The organism is Rhodococcus sp. AB351 (assembly GCF_049538275.1).
In the GTDB taxonomy this organism is placed as follows: Bacteria; Actinomycetota; Actinomycetes; order Mycobacteriales; family Mycobacteriaceae; genus Rhodococcus.
On the sequence record NZ_JBMVFW010000008.1, the window covers coordinates 76,703 to 91,147 of the forward strand.

Consider the following 14,445-nt stretch of genomic DNA (forward strand, 5'->3'; position numbering starts at 1 on the left):
CTGATGCTCCCGGCCGGTGTCCCGATTCGCAGATTCGCGACGTCGGTGCACGCCACGGCGTCGCGTCGCGCGCCGTGTCGTCCGGCGCGTGTTGTTCGCTCCGCGTCGTGCGGCGTGCGAACCGCGCCGCGCCGACTCACTCCCGGCGCTCGATCTGCCGCGCATCCGCCGGGCCCGATCCGCACCGACCCGGTCCTCGGCCTCTGGCCGGCTCGTCGCCGTGCGCCCGTCCGCTGCCTCGCACGGCCGAGGTGACCTTCCGGGCCCGCCGCCCTCGTCCCCTGCTCGTCCGTCCGGCCGTCGTAAAAACGTCACAGTGACGTTTTTTATGGGACCGCAGAGGTCCTGCTGTGATCGCGCCTCTGCGTCGATATCCTCGGCGCGGCAGTGGCAACACGCTCCGGCAAGGTCGACCGTGCCGATCGGCGCGTTGATGTTCGTCTGCCCGGCACTCGCGGCCCCGCGCCGCCGGCGGCGGACGCGAGTCGGCCTGGCGGCACATGCTGACGCCGCCGCGCGCACTGCGACGGGTCGCTGTACCGGGCGGTGTGTCCCGCATGGGCGACGATGTGGGCCCCCTCCTCCATCCGGGACTCGGCCGACGTCGAAACGTCACTGTGACGTATTAATTCCGGTCTCCGGGTAGTCGATCCACCGACTTCACGACGGTCGCCGCAACCGCCGCAACTGCGCGGACAGGTAATCCCGGACACGACGATGACCCCCGACCCGGACGAGTTCGTCGCCGAGCTCTTCGAGCAACCGCGTCAGCAGCTTCTCGTCGGGCGCCCAGCCGTCGCGCTGCCGGCATCGGTCGAGCCATTCGACCGGTGCGATGTGGCCGCGGTCGGCGTTGCAGCGTCGGCACGCGGCGACCTCGTTGGCGGTGATGCTCGGGCCGCCCTTCAGGCGTGGCACCAGATGATCGGTGGTCGGGGTGATCAACCGGCCGAACTCCCGTCCGCACCACAAGCACCGCCCGTCCTGACGGTCGAGGGCGAGCGAGAGTCGGGTGACGCGGTCCATCCTCCGATCGTGGCCCATCGACGTCACCGGGGTCGCCGATGGGTCCGATCGGCGTCCGAAGAGCACTTCAGGGGCGTGCTTCGAGGACGAGGTTGAACGGGGTTTCGGTGGCGCGGCGGAAAGAGCCGAATCCGGCTTCGGCGGCGATCTCCGCGAGCCGCCGCTCCCCGGCCTGCGCGCCGAGCCCGAGTGCGCCCGGCTGATCGAGCGACGACGGGGTGCACAGCACTGTGGACGCGGCGTAGTACATCCGGCCGACCGGGTTGAGGTTCTCGGGCAGGCTGTCGCGGGCGAACGGTTCGACGAGCATCACCGTGCCGTCGTCGGCGAGCGCGCCGCGCGCGTACCGCAGTGCGCCGACGGGATCGCCCATGTCGTGCAGGCAGTCGAAGTAGCAGATCAGGTCGTAGTCGGATCCGGGGAAATCCACGGCCGAGGCGACCTCGAAGGTGGCGTTGTCGACGCCCTCCTCCGCGGCCAGTTCCGTCGCCCGCGCGATGGACGCGTCGTGGTAGTCGAAGCCGCGGATGGTGGATTGCGGGAATGCCTGCGCGAGCAGGGTTGTGGAGACCCCGTGGCCGCAGCCGATGTCGGCGACGGTGGCGCCGGCACGCAGTTTGTCGACGACTCCGTCGAGGGTGGGCAGCCACACGTCGACGAGGTTGGCGCGGTAGCCGGGGCGGAAGAACTGTTCGGTGCCGACGAACAGTTCGGGATCGTGTTCGTGCCAGCCGAAACCTTCTCCGTTGCGGATGCGTTCGGTGATGCGCAGCCGGTCCTTGTAGACCGAACTGATCAGGTGGAGGCCGCCGGCGAGGTAGACCGGGCTGTCCTCGCGGGCGAGCGCCATGGCGTGTTCCGGGGACAGTGTGAAGGTGTCGTTGTCCGGCTCGTAGGTCAGATATCCGCTCGCTACCTGTGCTGACAGCCATTCGCGTAGATAGCGTTCGCGGAGGCCGGTGCGGGCCGCGAGTTGTTCGCTGGTGGTCGGGCCGGATTCGTCGAGGGCTCGCCACAGGCCCAGATCGACACCGATCAGGACCAGGGCGCCGTTCATGGCCGCGCCCATGTCGACGACGAGTTGTCCGAGGGTCTGTTCGAGTCGTGCTTGGTCGGGTTCGTGTATCTCCGTGGTCATCACGCACCTCCTGGCGATGGGAGTACTCGCTCACGGTAGGTCGCGTGGTCGGTTCCTCGGCGTCGGCTCGGGTTCGATCGGGTGTCGATCCGGGTGGCAGTGCGGACCGGGAGGTCACGAACCGGTGTTGAGAGAATGACGCGGGGTGCACGTCGTGTTGCAGACAGCTACGCTTGTAGCAGACTGCAACATCAGGAGGCCGTCATGACGTCGTCCACCGACAAGGTCACCCGCTTCGACGCCGAACTCGTCGACAGCGCTATCGCGGAGGGCGGCCGCCAGAACCGCACCGGACGCCAGCAACTCGAATACTGGGCCCGTATCGGCCGCGCGATGACCGCCCATGAGACCGCCTCCTTGCACCGGGTGCACGAGGCGCTGGCCGGGACGCGGGAGCTGAGCGAGCTCACCGCCGCGGAGGGACGGCTGTTCGACGCGGAGATCGATGCGCGCCTGGCGGACGGGCTGGTCCGCACCGATTACGCCGCGGTGCTCGCCGCGCGTGGGGTCACCACGGTGGTGCTCGACGACGAGGGCCGGTTGGTCGAGCAGCGTCCCGACGGTAGTCGCCGGGTGCTCGACGACGCATGAGGCGTCTGGATCTGATCGTCGGTCCCAATGGTTCCGGTAAGTCGACGTTCGTCGAGTTGTCCCTCGCTCCCCTGCTGCCGCGCAGTGTGTTCGTCAACGCGGATGTGATCGCGCGGCAGCGTTGGCCCGACCGTGCCGAGGAGATGTCGTACGAGGCGGCGCAACTCGCCGCGGCGGCGCGGGACCGGTTGCTGCGGCAGGGCCGGTCGTTCATCGCGGAGACGGTGTTCTCGCATCCGTCGAAGCTGGAGCTGATCGACCGGGCACACGAGGCGGGCTTCACGGTGGTGCTGCATGTGATGCTGGTGCCGGAGGCGATGTCGGTGCTGCGTGTGCAGCACCGGGTGGCCTCCGGTGGGCATGCGGTGCCCGAGGACAAGATCCGGGCGCGTTATCGACGGTTGTGGCCGCTGGTGGCCGAAGCGATCGGCCGCGCCGATCAGGCGTCGGTGTACGACACGGCGTGCGGGACCCCGGTGGTGGTGGCGCGGTTCGCCGGCGGGGTGCCGGTGGGTGCGGTGCGCTGGCCGGGATGGGTGCCGGCGGCGCTCACCGGGCTCGGCTGAGAGATCCGGGCCCGGTGAGCGGTTGCGACGAGATCAGTTCGTCGCCGCGCTCGTGGTGAACGGCAGCACCAGCCGCGAGGGGTGCGCGGCGTCCCGGTAGATCTTGTGGGTCACCGGGCGGCCGACGGGCAGGTGGAAGGCGTCCGGCGGCAGCAGTGCGTTGTGTTCGTCGGCGAGCGGTTCGTTGTTCGACAGTTCCACGACGAGCTTGTGGCCCGGCATGAAGGTGTTGGCGAACGGATACAGCCGCAGCACGTATTCCTCGATGGTGCCGGGTTCGACCGGCACGGCGCGGGTGTGCGGATGGTAGGGGTCGCCCTCGGTGGTGCGCTCGTCGAGTTCGCGGTGGGAGGCCTTGAGGTAGCCGGTGGTGATCAGCTGCCGCTTGCCGTTCGGGGCGTAGTCCCACATGCGGAGGATGAAGTTGGTGTCGGGCTGGTCGATCTCGGCGAAGAGGTGCGCGGCGCCGGTGCCGATCATCTCGGTGGGTTCGGCGAACACCGGCGTTTCCCAGCGCAGGATCTCGACCTTGTCGGTGACCGTGAGCGGGGCCTGGTAGAAACCGTCCGGGGCGGCGTACTGCGTGCCCATGGGTTCGGGTTCGGTGGACAGCTTGCCGCGCGGCCGCAGGTACAGCGCCCGGTGCTCGACGTCCTTCGGCGGCCACTGGTCGGCGGTGACACGCTGCCGAGAGCCTTCGACGAAGACGTTGACGGCGGGTTCGTCCATGATGCCGTTGTCGATGCCCTTGATCCAGTAGTCGTACCAGCGGAACATCGTGTCGTGCTCTTCGATGAAGGGCCGCGACTGCATGGGCGGGTAGGGGCCGATGTCGAGCTTCTTCGGTCCCTGCAGGGTGTGGAACAGTTCGATGGTGCCGTCCATCGTCCAGCCGCGGCCCTGGTCGATCTGCAGGTAGACGGGGATGTCGATGTTCCGGGCGAGGTTGATCGGGTTGCGTTCCTCGTACCAGTCGCCGTCGAGTTCGTTGGTGATGATGTCGAACCACGCCTCGTGGTGCTTCGGGTAGTTGAGCACGTGCACGAGATTCGGCCAGGCCGCGACGTCCGGGTCGGCGAGGCGCTGCTGCACCCGCGCCCGGATCTCGTCGGGGGTGTAGGTCTCGAGCATGCGGGACTTGACCCGGTCGGTGAACGCCCAGCCGGAGTCACCGCCGCGGCCCTCGCGGGCGGCGCGGGGCATGAACCACATGATGCCGCCGTGGTAGGTGGTCTCGTAGAAGTCGTAGTGGCCACCGGAGACGAAGATGGCCTTCAGGTGTGGGGGTCGTTCGGCGGCGGCGAGGACCTGCATGGACCCGAAATAGGAGATGCCGATCATGCCGACGTTGCCGTCGCACCACGGCTGCGCGGCGACCCATTCGATGAAGTCGTAGGCGTCCTGCCCGAGGGAGACCCCGCCGGCGTTGTAGTTGCCGATGTGCTCGCCGTCGGAGTCGCCGGAGCCGCGGATGTCGCCGATGACGTGGACGTAGTCCTCGGCGACGACGCGGGCGATGTCGCCGGCCTCGATGCAGCCGTCCCACATGGGGCTGGGGCGGCGTTGCGGCGGGGTGGTCAGGGCGAGGGCCTGGAGTTCCTTGCCGTAGGGGCTCAGCGCGACCAGCGCGGGGCGGGGCTTGTCGTCGACCCCGTGGTAGGCGTCGGCGGCCAACTCGACGCCGTCGCGCATGGGGACCCGCAGGTGCTTGCGGATGTGGATGGTCTGTCCGCCTGCGTCGAACGTTTCGAACTCGGCCATGAGAACCTACGACTCCTCTTCGTGTCGGTGCTGGTGCGAGAACTGGGTGCGGTAGCCGTGCAGTGTGGTGAAGAACGGGGACGGCTCGAGGGTGGGATCGCCGGTGTAACCGAGGTCGTCGGCGACCGGGGCGAACGGCGAGTACGCCGAGTCGGTGTCGAGCAGTCCGTGGCACAGGCAGCGGTGCGCGGCGCCGCGCACTCCCCCTTCGATGGCGACGCTCTCGCGGAGGGCTTCGGCGGCCTGGTCGCGGTCGAGTTCGACGCCGTAGGGGGTGCCGTCGGCGCGGCGGTAGGGATGCCCGAGATAGAGGGTCTCGGGGCGGATCGTCTCGCGCAGGTAGGCGAGGCTGTCGCGGTAGGCGTCGGGGTCGGTGTAGCCGGGGAATCCGTTGGCGGCGCCGTGTACCTGGACGGCGTCGCCGACGAATACGCTGTTCTGCCCTTCGACGACGTAGGCGACCGAGCCCGGGGTGTGCCCGGGGATCGAGTGCACGGAGATCTCGACTCCCCCGCCGAGGGAGATGGTTTCGCCGCCGCGTACGAGCAGGGTCGGTTCCATCTCCCCGGAGATGACGGCCTCGGCGGCGGCGGTGACCTTCGCGGCCCCGTCGGGGTCGTTCAGGTACCGGCCGCGGCCGGTGAGGTAGTCGTCGACGTGGGCCTGCCGGGAGCGCAGCAGCGGGGCGTCGGCCTCGTGGATGACCACCTGCGCTGTGCGGCCGGTGGCCTCCCACAGGGCGTGGGCGCCGCCGATGTGGTCGATGTGCCCGTGGGTGAGCAGGATCCACCGCACGTCCTCGAGCCGCCGGCCGAGCGTGGCGAGGGCGGGGGCCATGCCCTCGGCCGGGGACGACGCGATGCCGGTGTCGACGATCGCGGGCTCGTCGGCGTCGATGAAGAAGGTGTAGAGCCCGAACCGTCCCCATGGGGAGACGATCGGGTGGATCGTCGCCTCACTCATGGGCGGTGCCCTGCAGGAAGGCGGCGGTCTCGTCGAAGACCTGCGCGTATTCGGGGATCCACGAGAAGTTCTGCACGAAGCCGTGGTTGGCACCGGCGTAGCGGCGCAGCGTCACCGGCACCCCGGCCTCGTCGAGCCGCCGGGCATACAGTTCGCCTTCGTCGCGCATCGGGTCGAACTCGGCGGTGACGACCAGCGCCGCCGGCAGCCCCGACAGGTTCTGCCGCTTGATCGGTGAGACGCGCGGGTCGGCGGGGTCGGCGCCGCTGTCGAGGTAGAAGGCGTTGAACGGTTTCAGTCCGGCGGTTTCGAGGCCGTAGCCGACGGCGTTCTCCCGCATCGACGGGTAGCGGTCCTCGTCGAAGTCCAGGTCGAGGGACGGGTAGTACAGCACCTGGTGGGTGATGCGGTCGAACCCGTCGTCGTGGGCCAGGCCGGTGACGGCGGCGACGAAGTTGGCGCCGGAGCTGTCCCCCGCCACCGCGAGAATCTTTCCGTCCCAGCCGAGTTCGTTGCCGTGGTCGGCGGCCCAGCGCACGGCGCCGTAGCAGTCGTCGAGACCGGCGGGGAACTGCGCTTCGGGGGCGCGGCGGTAGCCGACGGAGATCACCGTGCAGCCGGTGGTCTTCGCGAGGTGGCGGGCGACGTGGTCGTGGGTGTCGAGGCTGCCGAGGAAGAACGCGCCGCCGTGGAAGTAGACGACCAGGCCACCGGTGTCGGTGTCGGTCGGGGTGTAGATCCGCACCGGCACCTGCCCTGCCGGGGTCGCCGCGATCGTGTCGCGGACGTCGTGCAGGGGCAGTCGCTCCTCGAGCGGCGGAACCTGTGTCTGCTCCCCGGCGCGCATCGCGGCCGGATCGAGCGGTCCGGGCGGCGGGGCGGGCAGGTCGGCGAGGATCCGGGCGATCTCGGGGTGCAACGGCATGGCCGGTCGTCTCCTTCGGGCGGTGAACGGGTGGGGTGGGGATCTACTGGGCGGGCTGCTGCGCTGCGGGTTTCTGGCCCGGGAAGACGTCCTGGACCTCGTCCTCGGTCCAGCCCTGGCGGGAGATGCGCTGCAGTTCGTCGGTGACCGGTTTGCGCTGCGCCCGGAAGGCGGTGAGCGCCGCGGCGACGGTGTCGGTGTCGCGCAGGCAGTCGGCGAGCGCCCCGGCGTCGAGGATCGCCGAGTTCGCGCCCTGACCCTGGTGGTGCAGCATCGAGTGGGCGGCGTCGCCGATGAGCACCACGGAGTTGCTGTGCCAGCGCTCGATCGGGTCGATGTCGTAGACACCGCGGATGTTGACGATGTCCATGTCGAGGCCGGCGGTGATGTCGACGATGCGCTGGTCGAATCCGGCGACGGTGGCGAGCATGTCCTCCTTGCTCACCTGCGGCGCCCAGTCGGGGTCGGGGCACAGGGCGGTGATGTCGAAGGACACCTGGCCGCGGTGGCGCAGCGGCAGCAGGTACACCTTGGTGCCCTTGCCGATGTACATGCGCAGGTTGTCGTCGGTGACCATGCCGTGCGCGTCGGCGACGTCGATGACGGCGCGGTAGGCGCGTTCACCGGAGAACACCGGTTCGGCGTCGGAGAACAGTTGCTCACGGACCACGGACTTGATGCCGTCGGCGCCGATGACCAGGTCGGCGTCGACGCTGGTGCCGTTGGTGAAGGTCAGGGTGCTGCGGTCGCCGTGGTCCTCGATGCGCTCGAGCCGGTGGCCGAGTTTCACCATGCCGTCGGGCAGGGAGGCGATGAGGGTGTCGATGAAGTCGCCGCGGTGGATCAGGTGGGTGTGCTTCTGGTCGCCGTGCGCCGGCCAGGTGTCCTTCATGATCGGCTCGCCCGTGGCGGTGAGGATCTCGAAGTAGTCGCTCGGGGAGCTGACCTTGGCGATGTCGTCGAAGATGCCCCACTCGCGGAAGCGTTCCATGCTCGACGGGCGCAGGCCGATGCCGGCGCCGACCTCGCGGATCTCGGGGGCCTGTTCGTAGACGGTGACGTTCGCGCCGAGCAACGACAGGGCCCGGGCGGCGGCCGCACCGGCATAGCCCGCGCCGACGATGGCGATGGTGAGGTTGGTCGGATCCGAGGTCTGCATGTGGGTGTCTCTTTCGGAGGGCGCGCAGGGTGCGCGCCGGGAGATTCGGGTCAGGGTTGCGCGATGGTGAGGAAGTCGGCGGGGTTCTCGACGAACAGCTTGGTGATGGTGGCCTCGTCGAGTCCGGCCTCGCGCAGGTCCGGGATGAGGTCCTCGAACAGGTAGTTCACGGTGTGTCCCTTGACGCCCGGCCAGCCGAGTGGGCTGCAGTTGGCGTCGACGCCGGCCAGGGCCTGATCGAGGTGGCCGGCGTTGAGGAAGCGCAGGAAGTGGGCGAGGCGCTCTTTGCGGGGGCGGGCCCAGAACGGCGGGTCCTCGAGTTCGGTTTCGTAGCCGAAGGTGTCGAAGCCGACCCGGCCGCCCTGCTGCGCGATCCAGGTGTCGCGGGTCTTCTCGGCGTTGACGCCGTCGTCGGCGTGCCCGAACAGTACGCGGTGCAGCGGCAGGCCCTCCTCGGTGAAGATGGCGATGGCGTTCTCGGCGTCGATGGCGAGGTGGGTGAGGATCGGCACGCCGGTGGCGAGGGCGGCGCGGGCGGCGGCGCGGTAGATGCGCTTGTCGAGTTCGGTCATCTTCCCGCCGCGGGAGACCCCGACCTTGATAACGCCGGCGCGGCTGCCGGTGTCGCCGATGCCGACGGTGATCTCGTGCACGAACTGGCGCATCAGGTAGTCGACGGAGGCGCGTTCGAAGAACGGCAGGGCGGTGTCGCCGCCGACGAAACCGGTGCAGGCGACGATGTGCACACCGGTCTTCGCGGAGAGGGACTTGTAGTAGTCGATGTCGCGGCCGTTGCAGATGCCGGTGACGTCGACGAAGGTGCCGCCGCCGTACTCGTGGAACTTGCGCAGCTTCGGGACGGTCTCCTCGTAGCGGACCTCGGGGCTCTTCCACCAGTGGGTGTCCAGCTCGGAGCCGGGCATGCCGTATCCGATGTGCTCGTGGACGGCGACGATGCCCAGTTCCTCGGGCGCGATCGGGCCCAGGACGGTGTTGACTCTCGACACAGCAATTCCCCTTCGGGACGAAGACTTCTCGGTGATGGGTGGTCGGCGGCGGTTCAGCGCGCGGCCAGCAGGTCCTGCGGGTTGGCGATAAGGATCTGCTGCACCGCGTCGTCGGTGAGACCGGCGTCGGTCAGCTGCGGCACGAAACCGGTGAGCACCGTCTCGTAGGGCAGATCGTTCGCCGGATGCCCCTTGGCGACGCCGGTGACGCTCGACGACAGCAGGATCCGGTGACCGAGACCGGCGTCGACGAGGTCGCGGACCAGGGCGACACGCTCGGTGTCGGAGATGTGGGTCTCGTCGTCGGTCCCGACATGGTCGAGGGCGATGAAGGCGCCGCGACGGGCGATCTTCTCCGGGGCGCCGGCGGCGACGGCGTCGCGACGGTCCAGGCCGGCGACGACGATGCGGTCGGCGGGCAGCTCCTCGCCGAGGGCGACGTCGAGGTCGGCGAGGGCGTCGGCGCCGTAGCGCAGGATCGCCGCGACCCCGGTGTCGCGGGCGGCGCGGGCGGCGCCGCGGAACAGGCTCTCCTCGGTGGCGGTCATGCCGTCGGGATTCGCCGCGGTGGTCACCAGGCCGGCGGGGCCGCGGCGTTCGACGCGCGGCACGACCATGCCCTCGGTGATCTCCTGGGTGAACAGGTCGGCGAACTTGTCCGCGGGCCACGGGGTGGGCGGGTTGGTCTGCGGGGTCAGGAAGTAGCCGCCGAGCAGGTTCTCCGGGCCCAGGCCGGTGGAGGCGACGATGTGCACCCCGGAAGCGCGGGAGAGGTTCTCGTACAGCGGCACGTCGCGGCCGTGGAACATGCCGGTGGCGTCGACGACGGTGCCGCCGCCGGCGGCGCGGAAGGCGCGGAGCTTGGCGAGCAGCGTCGCGAAGATCTCGGCGCGGTCGAAGTCGATGTCGTAGGCGTGCTGGGCGCCGGGCAGCACCGACAGCAGGGCCTCGTGGATCGCGACGACACCGAGGTCGTCGGCGGGGACGGGGCCGAGGACGGTGTGGACGGTGCGGGGCGCGGCGCCTGTCATCGGCACTTTCCTTTCGTCGACATCGCTGGTTACGCGACGTGGTGGCAGTCACAGTACGGATTCGGATTACAGACTGTCAAGTGAATTATCTGAACGACGTGTGACTGTACTCGCCGGTAAGTGCTGCGTCGAGGATAGGATTTCGCCCATGTCGCTCCGTGCCGCCCAGAAGCAGATGACCTACGAGCTGTTCCTCGCCAAGGCGCTCGAACTGTTCGGCACCAAGGGCTACGCCGCAACCACCATCGACGACATCGCCACCGCCGCCGGATCCACGAGAACCACCTTCTACCTGCACTTCTCGTCGAAAGCCGACGTGATGAGCGCGCTGCTGACCAAGGTCGACTCGATCCTCACCGCCGCCGACGACCCGTCGCTGACCGAGGTCGTCGCCTCCGGCTCCCGCGCGTTGATCCGGCAGTGGCTCGACCGCAAACTCACCCAGTGGGACGAGATCGAGCCGTACATGACCGCCTCCTACCAGGCGGCCCACGAACCGGACGTCGCGACGACCACCGAGCAGTGGTTCGAAAGCGCCGTCGCCGACATGACCGCCGGTCTCGACCGGGCCGGCCGGCTCGACCCGGACCGCCGCCGCATCCGCTGCGTCCTGGCGTTCGGGCAGCTCGAACACATGTCGCGCCGCTACTTCTCGCTCGGCTGGCGCACCCCGCGCGAGATCTGCCTCGACGAACTCACCGACTCGTGGTGCTACCTGCTCGACGTGCAGAACGACTGACCATCGGCGCGGTCACTCGCCGATGGTCGCGCCGGTGGTGGCCTCGACGAGGATCGTCCGCAGCCAGGAGATGAACGCGGTGTCGGCCAGGCGCGGATTCCACACCATGTCGATCCCCAACGGCGGCACCGGCAACGGGAACTCCTCGATCCGCAGCGGCAACTGACGACGCATCTGTGCCGCGACCCGCCAGGTGTGGATCGCGACCCCACCGGCACGCGCCACCAACTGCGGCACCATCAGAAAATCCGACACCAGACCGCCGATCCGATAGGGCACCCCGGCCGCATCCAGCACCGAATAGGGGGTGATGCGGTGCCGCGCGTCGTAGGCGGTGTGCGGCACCGATTCGAGCAACTCCAGCGCCCCGGCGTCGGGAGCGGTGTCGGGGTGCGCGACGACCACCCACCGGTTCTCGTAGAGCCGCTCGCGCGGATAGGGCGCGGCGAACGCCTCCGACACGAGCACCACATCCACCCCGTCGTCGGTGAAGTCCGCCGGCTGCGGCTCGACGAAGGTGCGGATACGCACCGTCGCGTGCGGGGCCCGCTCGCCGATCACCCGCATCAGCTCCGCCCCGACCACGAAGGCGGTGCTGGTGGTCATCGCCAGGGTGATGGTGCGCGTGTCGCGGGCCGGGTCGAAACCGGGAAAGTTCACCACCCGCGCGGTCTGCCGCAGCACCTCCCGCAGCGGCGCGATCAGCTCGACGGCGCGCGGGGTGAGCGCCAGCCCGCTCCCCTGCCGCACCACCAGTTCGTCATCGAGCAACCGGCGCATCCGGCCCAGCGCATGACTCATCGCCGGTTGCGTCATCCCGACCCGCGCGGCGGCGCGGGTGACCGAGCGTTCCTCGAGCACCGCCAGCAGCGGCACCAGCAGGTTGAGGTTCACCGCGGCCAGCCGCGCGAGGTCGGGATCGGCCGGATGCTCCGAAGGGCGGGTCACGCCCATGAACCTACCGAGCCGCCCTCGCGGTGCTCGGCAGTTCCCCGGTGACCGCGGCGCGCCGCAGCCGCGGGATGGGGATGCGGTCGTTGATCGCCACCGCCACCCCCGCGCCGTCCGGATGCCGCCAGTGCAGCAACGCCGGTCCGCGCGGATCCTCTCCGGCCAGGACGGTGGGCTCCCCGTCGACTGGCAGGTGCCCGATCGCCTTGAGATGCAGTCCGAACTGCTCGGTCCAGAAATACGGATCGGCATCGAACTCGGGTGCGGCGTCGCCGAGCAGCACGGCCGCTGCGGCGATGCGGGCCTGCTCGATCGCGCTGTTCCACAACGGGATCCGCCGCACCACCCCGCGGACCGGTACATGCGCGACGTCACCGGCGGCGACGATGCCCGGCGCGACCCGCCCGCGCGAGTCGGCGACCAACCTGCCGTCGGTGAGCACCCCGGACTCGCGCAGCCACTCGACGTTCGGGATGTCGCCGATCGCGGCGACGACCAGCTCGGCGGTGACGCGGCTGCCGTCGTCGAGGGTGATCGTCCCGGCGGCGAAGCCGGCGGCGGTACCGTAGACGAGTTTGACCCCGGCGGCGGTGGCGGCGGCGGTGAACAGCTCGGACAGATACGGCCCGAACTGCGGGCGCATCGGGGCGGTGTCGGCGACGACGGTGACCTCGCAGCCGGCCTGCACGGCGGCGGAGGCGACCTCCATGCCGAGCGGACCGGCGCCGACCACCGCCACCGACGGCCGGTCGGCGAGCCGCTCGCGCAGGGCGAGGGCGTCGTCGAGGGTGCGCAGCACCAACGCCTCCCCCAGCGGCCGGGGGCGCGCACCGGTGGCGATGACGAGCCCGTCGAACTCCAGCGCGGTGCCGTCGTCGAGGTGCACGAGCCGTGCGTCCACGTCCAGGCCGACCGCGGCGACGCCGAGACGTTCGGTGGCGCCGTGCGCCGGGGCGGCGAGTTCGTGGGAGCCACCGTCGGTGAGCAGCGCCTTCGACAACGCGGGCCGCGAGTAGGCGGGGACCGGTTCGTCGCCGACGACGGTCAGCTGCCCGGTGAACCCGGCGCCGCGCAGGCTGTCGCAGGCAGTCTGCCCGGCGATGCCGTTGCCGACCACCACGATCCGCTCCATCACGGTGGGCATGTCAGCTGCGGTGCTCATGCGAGCTTCAGAGCGGCGACGGGACACACCCGCACGGCGGCGCTCGCGGCCGCGGCCTGCGGGCTGCCCTCGGGCACCTCGACGATGTCGAGGACCAGTTCGCCGTCGTCGTCGAGATGCATCAGCTCGGGTGCGGCCTCCTCGCACAGGCCGTGGCCTTCACAGCGGGGACGATCGAGGGTGATCTTCATGCGGGCACAACCTCCAGGATCTCGAGGGCGTCGATGGAACGGGTGGTGTTGCTGGGCACCCGGATCGGGTCGGCGGCAACGAGGCGGCGCGCGTGCCGGGCCAGGGCGGCGATGATCGCGTGGGCCTCGAGGCGGGCCAGGCCCTGCCCGGCGCAGCCGTGCGGGCCGTAGCCGAAGGACAGGTGATCGACCGGGTTGCGGGCCACCCGGAAGGAATCCGGGTCGTCGTAGTGCCGCGGGTCGCGGTTGCCGGAGCCGAGCAGCACCGCCGCCTGCGACCCGCCGGGGATCAGGTGGCCGTCGATCTCGATGTCGCGGGTGACGGCGCGACCCCAGGCGTGCAGCGGCGCCCAGTAACGCAGCACCTCCGCGAAGGCGGACGGCACCAGCGTCGGATCGGCGCGCACGAGGTCGAACTGGTCGGGAAACGCCGCGAACAGCGCGATCAGATTGCCGATCGAGGCGATGGTGGTGTCCACCCCGGCCCCGAGATACTGGTGGATGATGTGCCCGGCGCTGCCGGCGGGGACGGCGCCGCGCGCCTCGGCGTCGAAGATGCCGCGCCCGACCGAGCCGGGGGTCAGATCCTCGGCCTGCACCTGCGAGCACCACGCGTACAGCTCCCCGGCGATGGGGAAGTTCTCGGCGGTGCGCTGGTTCATCGGGCCGAGCACCTCCATGGCGGCCTGTCCCCAGCGCAGCATGTTCGCGCGTACCTCGCCGGTGAAGCCGATGAGGTCGGCGACGACCTCGAGCGGGAAGGCGCGGGCGAGGGCGTCGATCGCCTCGAAGGAACCGGTGGTGACGAGGTCGGCGACGAGCGTGTCGGCCTTGGTCTCGATGGTGGTCTTCAGTCCGCGCAGGGCGCGCGGCGAGAGGTTCTCGGTGAGGGTGGCGCGCAGTTCGGTGTGAACGGGTGGGTCCGAGGCCAGGGAGGTGCCCTGGAGGGCGTCGTTGGCGGCGGGGTTGAAGGCGATGGCGCGCGAGGAGAACGTCGCGGTGTCGGCGAGGGCGCCGCGGATGACGTCGTAGCGGGTCAGGGCGTAGACGTCGTGGCGCGGCAGGTACACCACGGGGCCGAGTTCGCGCAGCTGTGCGAAGGTCGGATAGGGGTCGACGAGGACGTCGTCGGCGAACAGGTCGACGTCGGCGGTGGGAGGGCTGCTGGTCATGCCCTCAGTGAAGCGACCCCCCTGGGATTAATCCAACTCATAATGTGCATCATTCATCATGCA

Annotated in this window: 15 protein-coding genes; 3 read left to right on the plus strand and 12 right to left on the minus strand. The window is 69.9% G+C overall.

The annotated features are described in order from the left end of the window. Positions 1-660: 660 nt before the first annotated feature. A complete protein-coding gene (locus ACPCXD_RS17215) occupies positions 661-1,026 on the minus strand; it encodes an HNH endonuclease (RefSeq protein ID WP_423660466.1) in 366 nt (121 codons plus the stop codon). A 67-nt stretch (positions 1,027-1,093) separates the two neighbouring features. After that, positions 1,094-2,164, minus strand: a complete 1,071-nt coding sequence (locus ACPCXD_RS17220; protein ID WP_423660468.1) for a class I SAM-dependent methyltransferase — start codon at positions 2,162-2,164, stop codon at positions 1,094-1,096. 204 nt (positions 2,165-2,368) lie between these two features. Between ACPCXD_RS17220 and ACPCXD_RS17225 the strand changes: the two genes are divergently transcribed. After that, positions 2,369-2,755, plus strand: a complete 387-nt coding sequence (locus ACPCXD_RS17225; protein ID WP_160877730.1) for a TA system antitoxin ParD family protein — start codon at positions 2,369-2,371, stop codon at positions 2,753-2,755. Further along, complete coding sequence (locus ACPCXD_RS17230) at positions 2,752-3,321, plus strand: ATPase (RefSeq protein WP_160877732.1); 570 nt, start codon at positions 2,752-2,754, stop codon at positions 3,319-3,321. The genes ACPCXD_RS17225 and ACPCXD_RS17230 overlap by 4 nt, the downstream gene beginning before the upstream one ends. Before the next feature lie 33 nt (positions 3,322-3,354). Here the strand turns inward: ACPCXD_RS17230 and ACPCXD_RS17235 are convergent, their stop codons facing one another. Genes ACPCXD_RS17235 through ACPCXD_RS17260 form a run of 6 tightly spaced genes read right to left on the minus strand, consistent with a single transcriptional unit; the run spans position 3,355 to position 10,167 of the window. Beyond that, positions 3,355-5,082 carry a CocE/NonD family hydrolase gene (locus ACPCXD_RS17235; RefSeq protein ID WP_423660470.1) on the minus strand — a complete coding sequence of 576 codons (1,728 nt, stop codon included), beginning with the start codon at positions 5,080-5,082 and terminating at the stop codon, positions 3,355-3,357. Between the two features lie 6 nt (positions 5,083-5,088). Further along, positions 5,089-6,045 carry an MBL fold metallo-hydrolase gene (locus ACPCXD_RS17240; protein ID WP_423660472.1) on the minus strand — a complete coding sequence of 319 codons (957 nt, stop codon included), beginning with the start codon at positions 6,043-6,045 and terminating at the stop codon, positions 5,089-5,091. Continuing rightward, entirely contained in the window at positions 6,038-6,970 is a 933-nt protein-coding gene (locus ACPCXD_RS17245; RefSeq protein ID WP_423660474.1) for an alpha/beta hydrolase, read from the minus strand. The genes ACPCXD_RS17240 and ACPCXD_RS17245 overlap by 8 nt, the downstream gene beginning before the upstream one ends. A gap of 43 nt (positions 6,971-7,013) precedes the next feature. Further along, positions 7,014-8,129, minus strand: a complete 1,116-nt coding sequence (locus tag ACPCXD_RS17250; protein WP_423660476.1) for an FAD-dependent monooxygenase — start codon at positions 8,127-8,129, stop codon at positions 7,014-7,016. 50 nt (positions 8,130-8,179) lie between these two features. Then, positions 8,180-9,136: a phosphotriesterase family protein gene (locus ACPCXD_RS17255; protein WP_160877698.1), complete on the minus strand. Its 957-nt coding sequence runs from the start codon at positions 9,134-9,136 to the stop codon at positions 8,180-8,182. Between the two features lie 53 nt (positions 9,137-9,189). Beyond that, positions 9,190-10,167 carry a phosphotriesterase family protein gene (locus tag ACPCXD_RS17260; RefSeq protein ID WP_229564927.1) on the minus strand — a complete coding sequence of 326 codons (978 nt, stop codon included), beginning with the start codon at positions 10,165-10,167 and terminating at the stop codon, positions 9,190-9,192. Between the two features lie 148 nt (positions 10,168-10,315). On the opposite strand from ACPCXD_RS17260, the gene ACPCXD_RS17265 reads away from it, so the two are divergent. Continuing rightward, on the plus strand, positions 10,316-10,906 hold the full coding sequence (locus ACPCXD_RS17265; protein ID WP_423660479.1) for a TetR/AcrR family transcriptional regulator: 591 nt from the start codon (positions 10,316-10,318) through the stop codon (positions 10,904-10,906). A gap of 12 nt (positions 10,907-10,918) precedes the next feature. Here ACPCXD_RS17265 and ACPCXD_RS17270 read toward each other — a convergent pair whose 3' ends face one another. Genes ACPCXD_RS17270 through ACPCXD_RS17285 form a run of 4 tightly spaced genes read right to left on the minus strand, consistent with a single transcriptional unit; the run spans position 10,919 to position 14,382 of the window. After that, entirely contained in the window at positions 10,919-11,860 is a 942-nt protein-coding gene (locus tag ACPCXD_RS17270; RefSeq protein ID WP_423660481.1) for a LysR family transcriptional regulator, read from the minus strand. 4 nt (positions 11,861-11,864) lie between these two features. After that, positions 11,865-13,019 carry an NAD(P)/FAD-dependent oxidoreductase gene (locus ACPCXD_RS17275; protein ID WP_423660483.1) on the minus strand — a complete coding sequence of 385 codons (1,155 nt, stop codon included), beginning with the start codon at positions 13,017-13,019 and terminating at the stop codon, positions 11,865-11,867. After that, positions 13,016-13,210, minus strand: a complete 195-nt coding sequence (locus ACPCXD_RS17280; protein ID WP_085470249.1) for a ferredoxin — start codon at positions 13,208-13,210, stop codon at positions 13,016-13,018. The genes ACPCXD_RS17275 and ACPCXD_RS17280 overlap by 4 nt, the downstream gene beginning before the upstream one ends. Then, positions 13,207-14,382: a cytochrome P450 gene (locus tag ACPCXD_RS17285; RefSeq protein WP_160877688.1), complete on the minus strand. Its 1,176-nt coding sequence runs from the start codon at positions 14,380-14,382 to the stop codon at positions 13,207-13,209. The genes ACPCXD_RS17280 and ACPCXD_RS17285 overlap by 4 nt, the downstream gene beginning before the upstream one ends. Between the last annotated feature and the right edge of the window lie 63 nt (positions 14,383-14,445).

Coding starts and splice junctions, on each gene's coding strand:
- ACPCXD_RS17280 (WP_085470249.1), bottom strand. CDS start 13,210: ATGAAGATCACCCTCGATCGTCCCCGCTGTGAAGGCCACGGCCTGTGC.
- ACPCXD_RS17220 (WP_423660468.1), bottom strand. CDS start 2,164: ATGACCACGGAGATACACGAACCCGACCAAGCACGACTCGAACAGACC.
- ACPCXD_RS17275 (WP_423660483.1), bottom strand. CDS start 13,019: ATGAGCACCGCAGCTGACATGCCCACCGTGATGGAGCGGATCGTGGTG.
- ACPCXD_RS17260 (WP_229564927.1), bottom strand. CDS start 10,167: ATGACAGGCGCCGCGCCCCGCACCGTCCACACCGTCCTCGGCCCCGTC.
- ACPCXD_RS17215 (WP_423660466.1), bottom strand. CDS start 1,026: ATGGACCGCGTCACCCGACTCTCGCTCGCCCTCGACCGTCAGGACGGG.
- ACPCXD_RS17245 (WP_423660474.1), bottom strand. CDS start 6,970: ATGCCGTTGCACCCCGAGATCGCCCGGATCCTCGCCGACCTGCCCGCC.
- ACPCXD_RS17240 (WP_423660472.1), bottom strand. CDS start 6,045: ATGAGTGAGGCGACGATCCACCCGATCGTCTCCCCATGGGGACGGTTC.
- ACPCXD_RS17230 (WP_160877732.1), top strand. CDS start 2,752: ATGAGGCGTCTGGATCTGATCGTCGGTCCCAATGGTTCCGGTAAGTCG.
- ACPCXD_RS17235 (WP_423660470.1), bottom strand. CDS start 5,082: ATGGCCGAGTTCGAAACGTTCGACGCAGGCGGACAGACCATCCACATC.
- ACPCXD_RS17265 (WP_423660479.1), top strand. CDS start 10,316: ATGTCGCTCCGTGCCGCCCAGAAGCAGATGACCTACGAGCTGTTCCTC.
- ACPCXD_RS17250 (WP_423660476.1), bottom strand. CDS start 8,129: ATGCAGACCTCGGATCCGACCAACCTCACCATCGCCATCGTCGGCGCG.
- ACPCXD_RS17270 (WP_423660481.1), bottom strand. CDS start 11,860: ATGGGCGTGACCCGCCCTTCGGAGCATCCGGCCGATCCCGACCTCGCG.
- ACPCXD_RS17225 (WP_160877730.1), top strand. CDS start 2,369: ATGACGTCGTCCACCGACAAGGTCACCCGCTTCGACGCCGAACTCGTC.
- ACPCXD_RS17285 (WP_160877688.1), bottom strand. CDS start 14,382: ATGACCAGCAGCCCTCCCACCGCCGACGTCGACCTGTTCGCCGACGAC.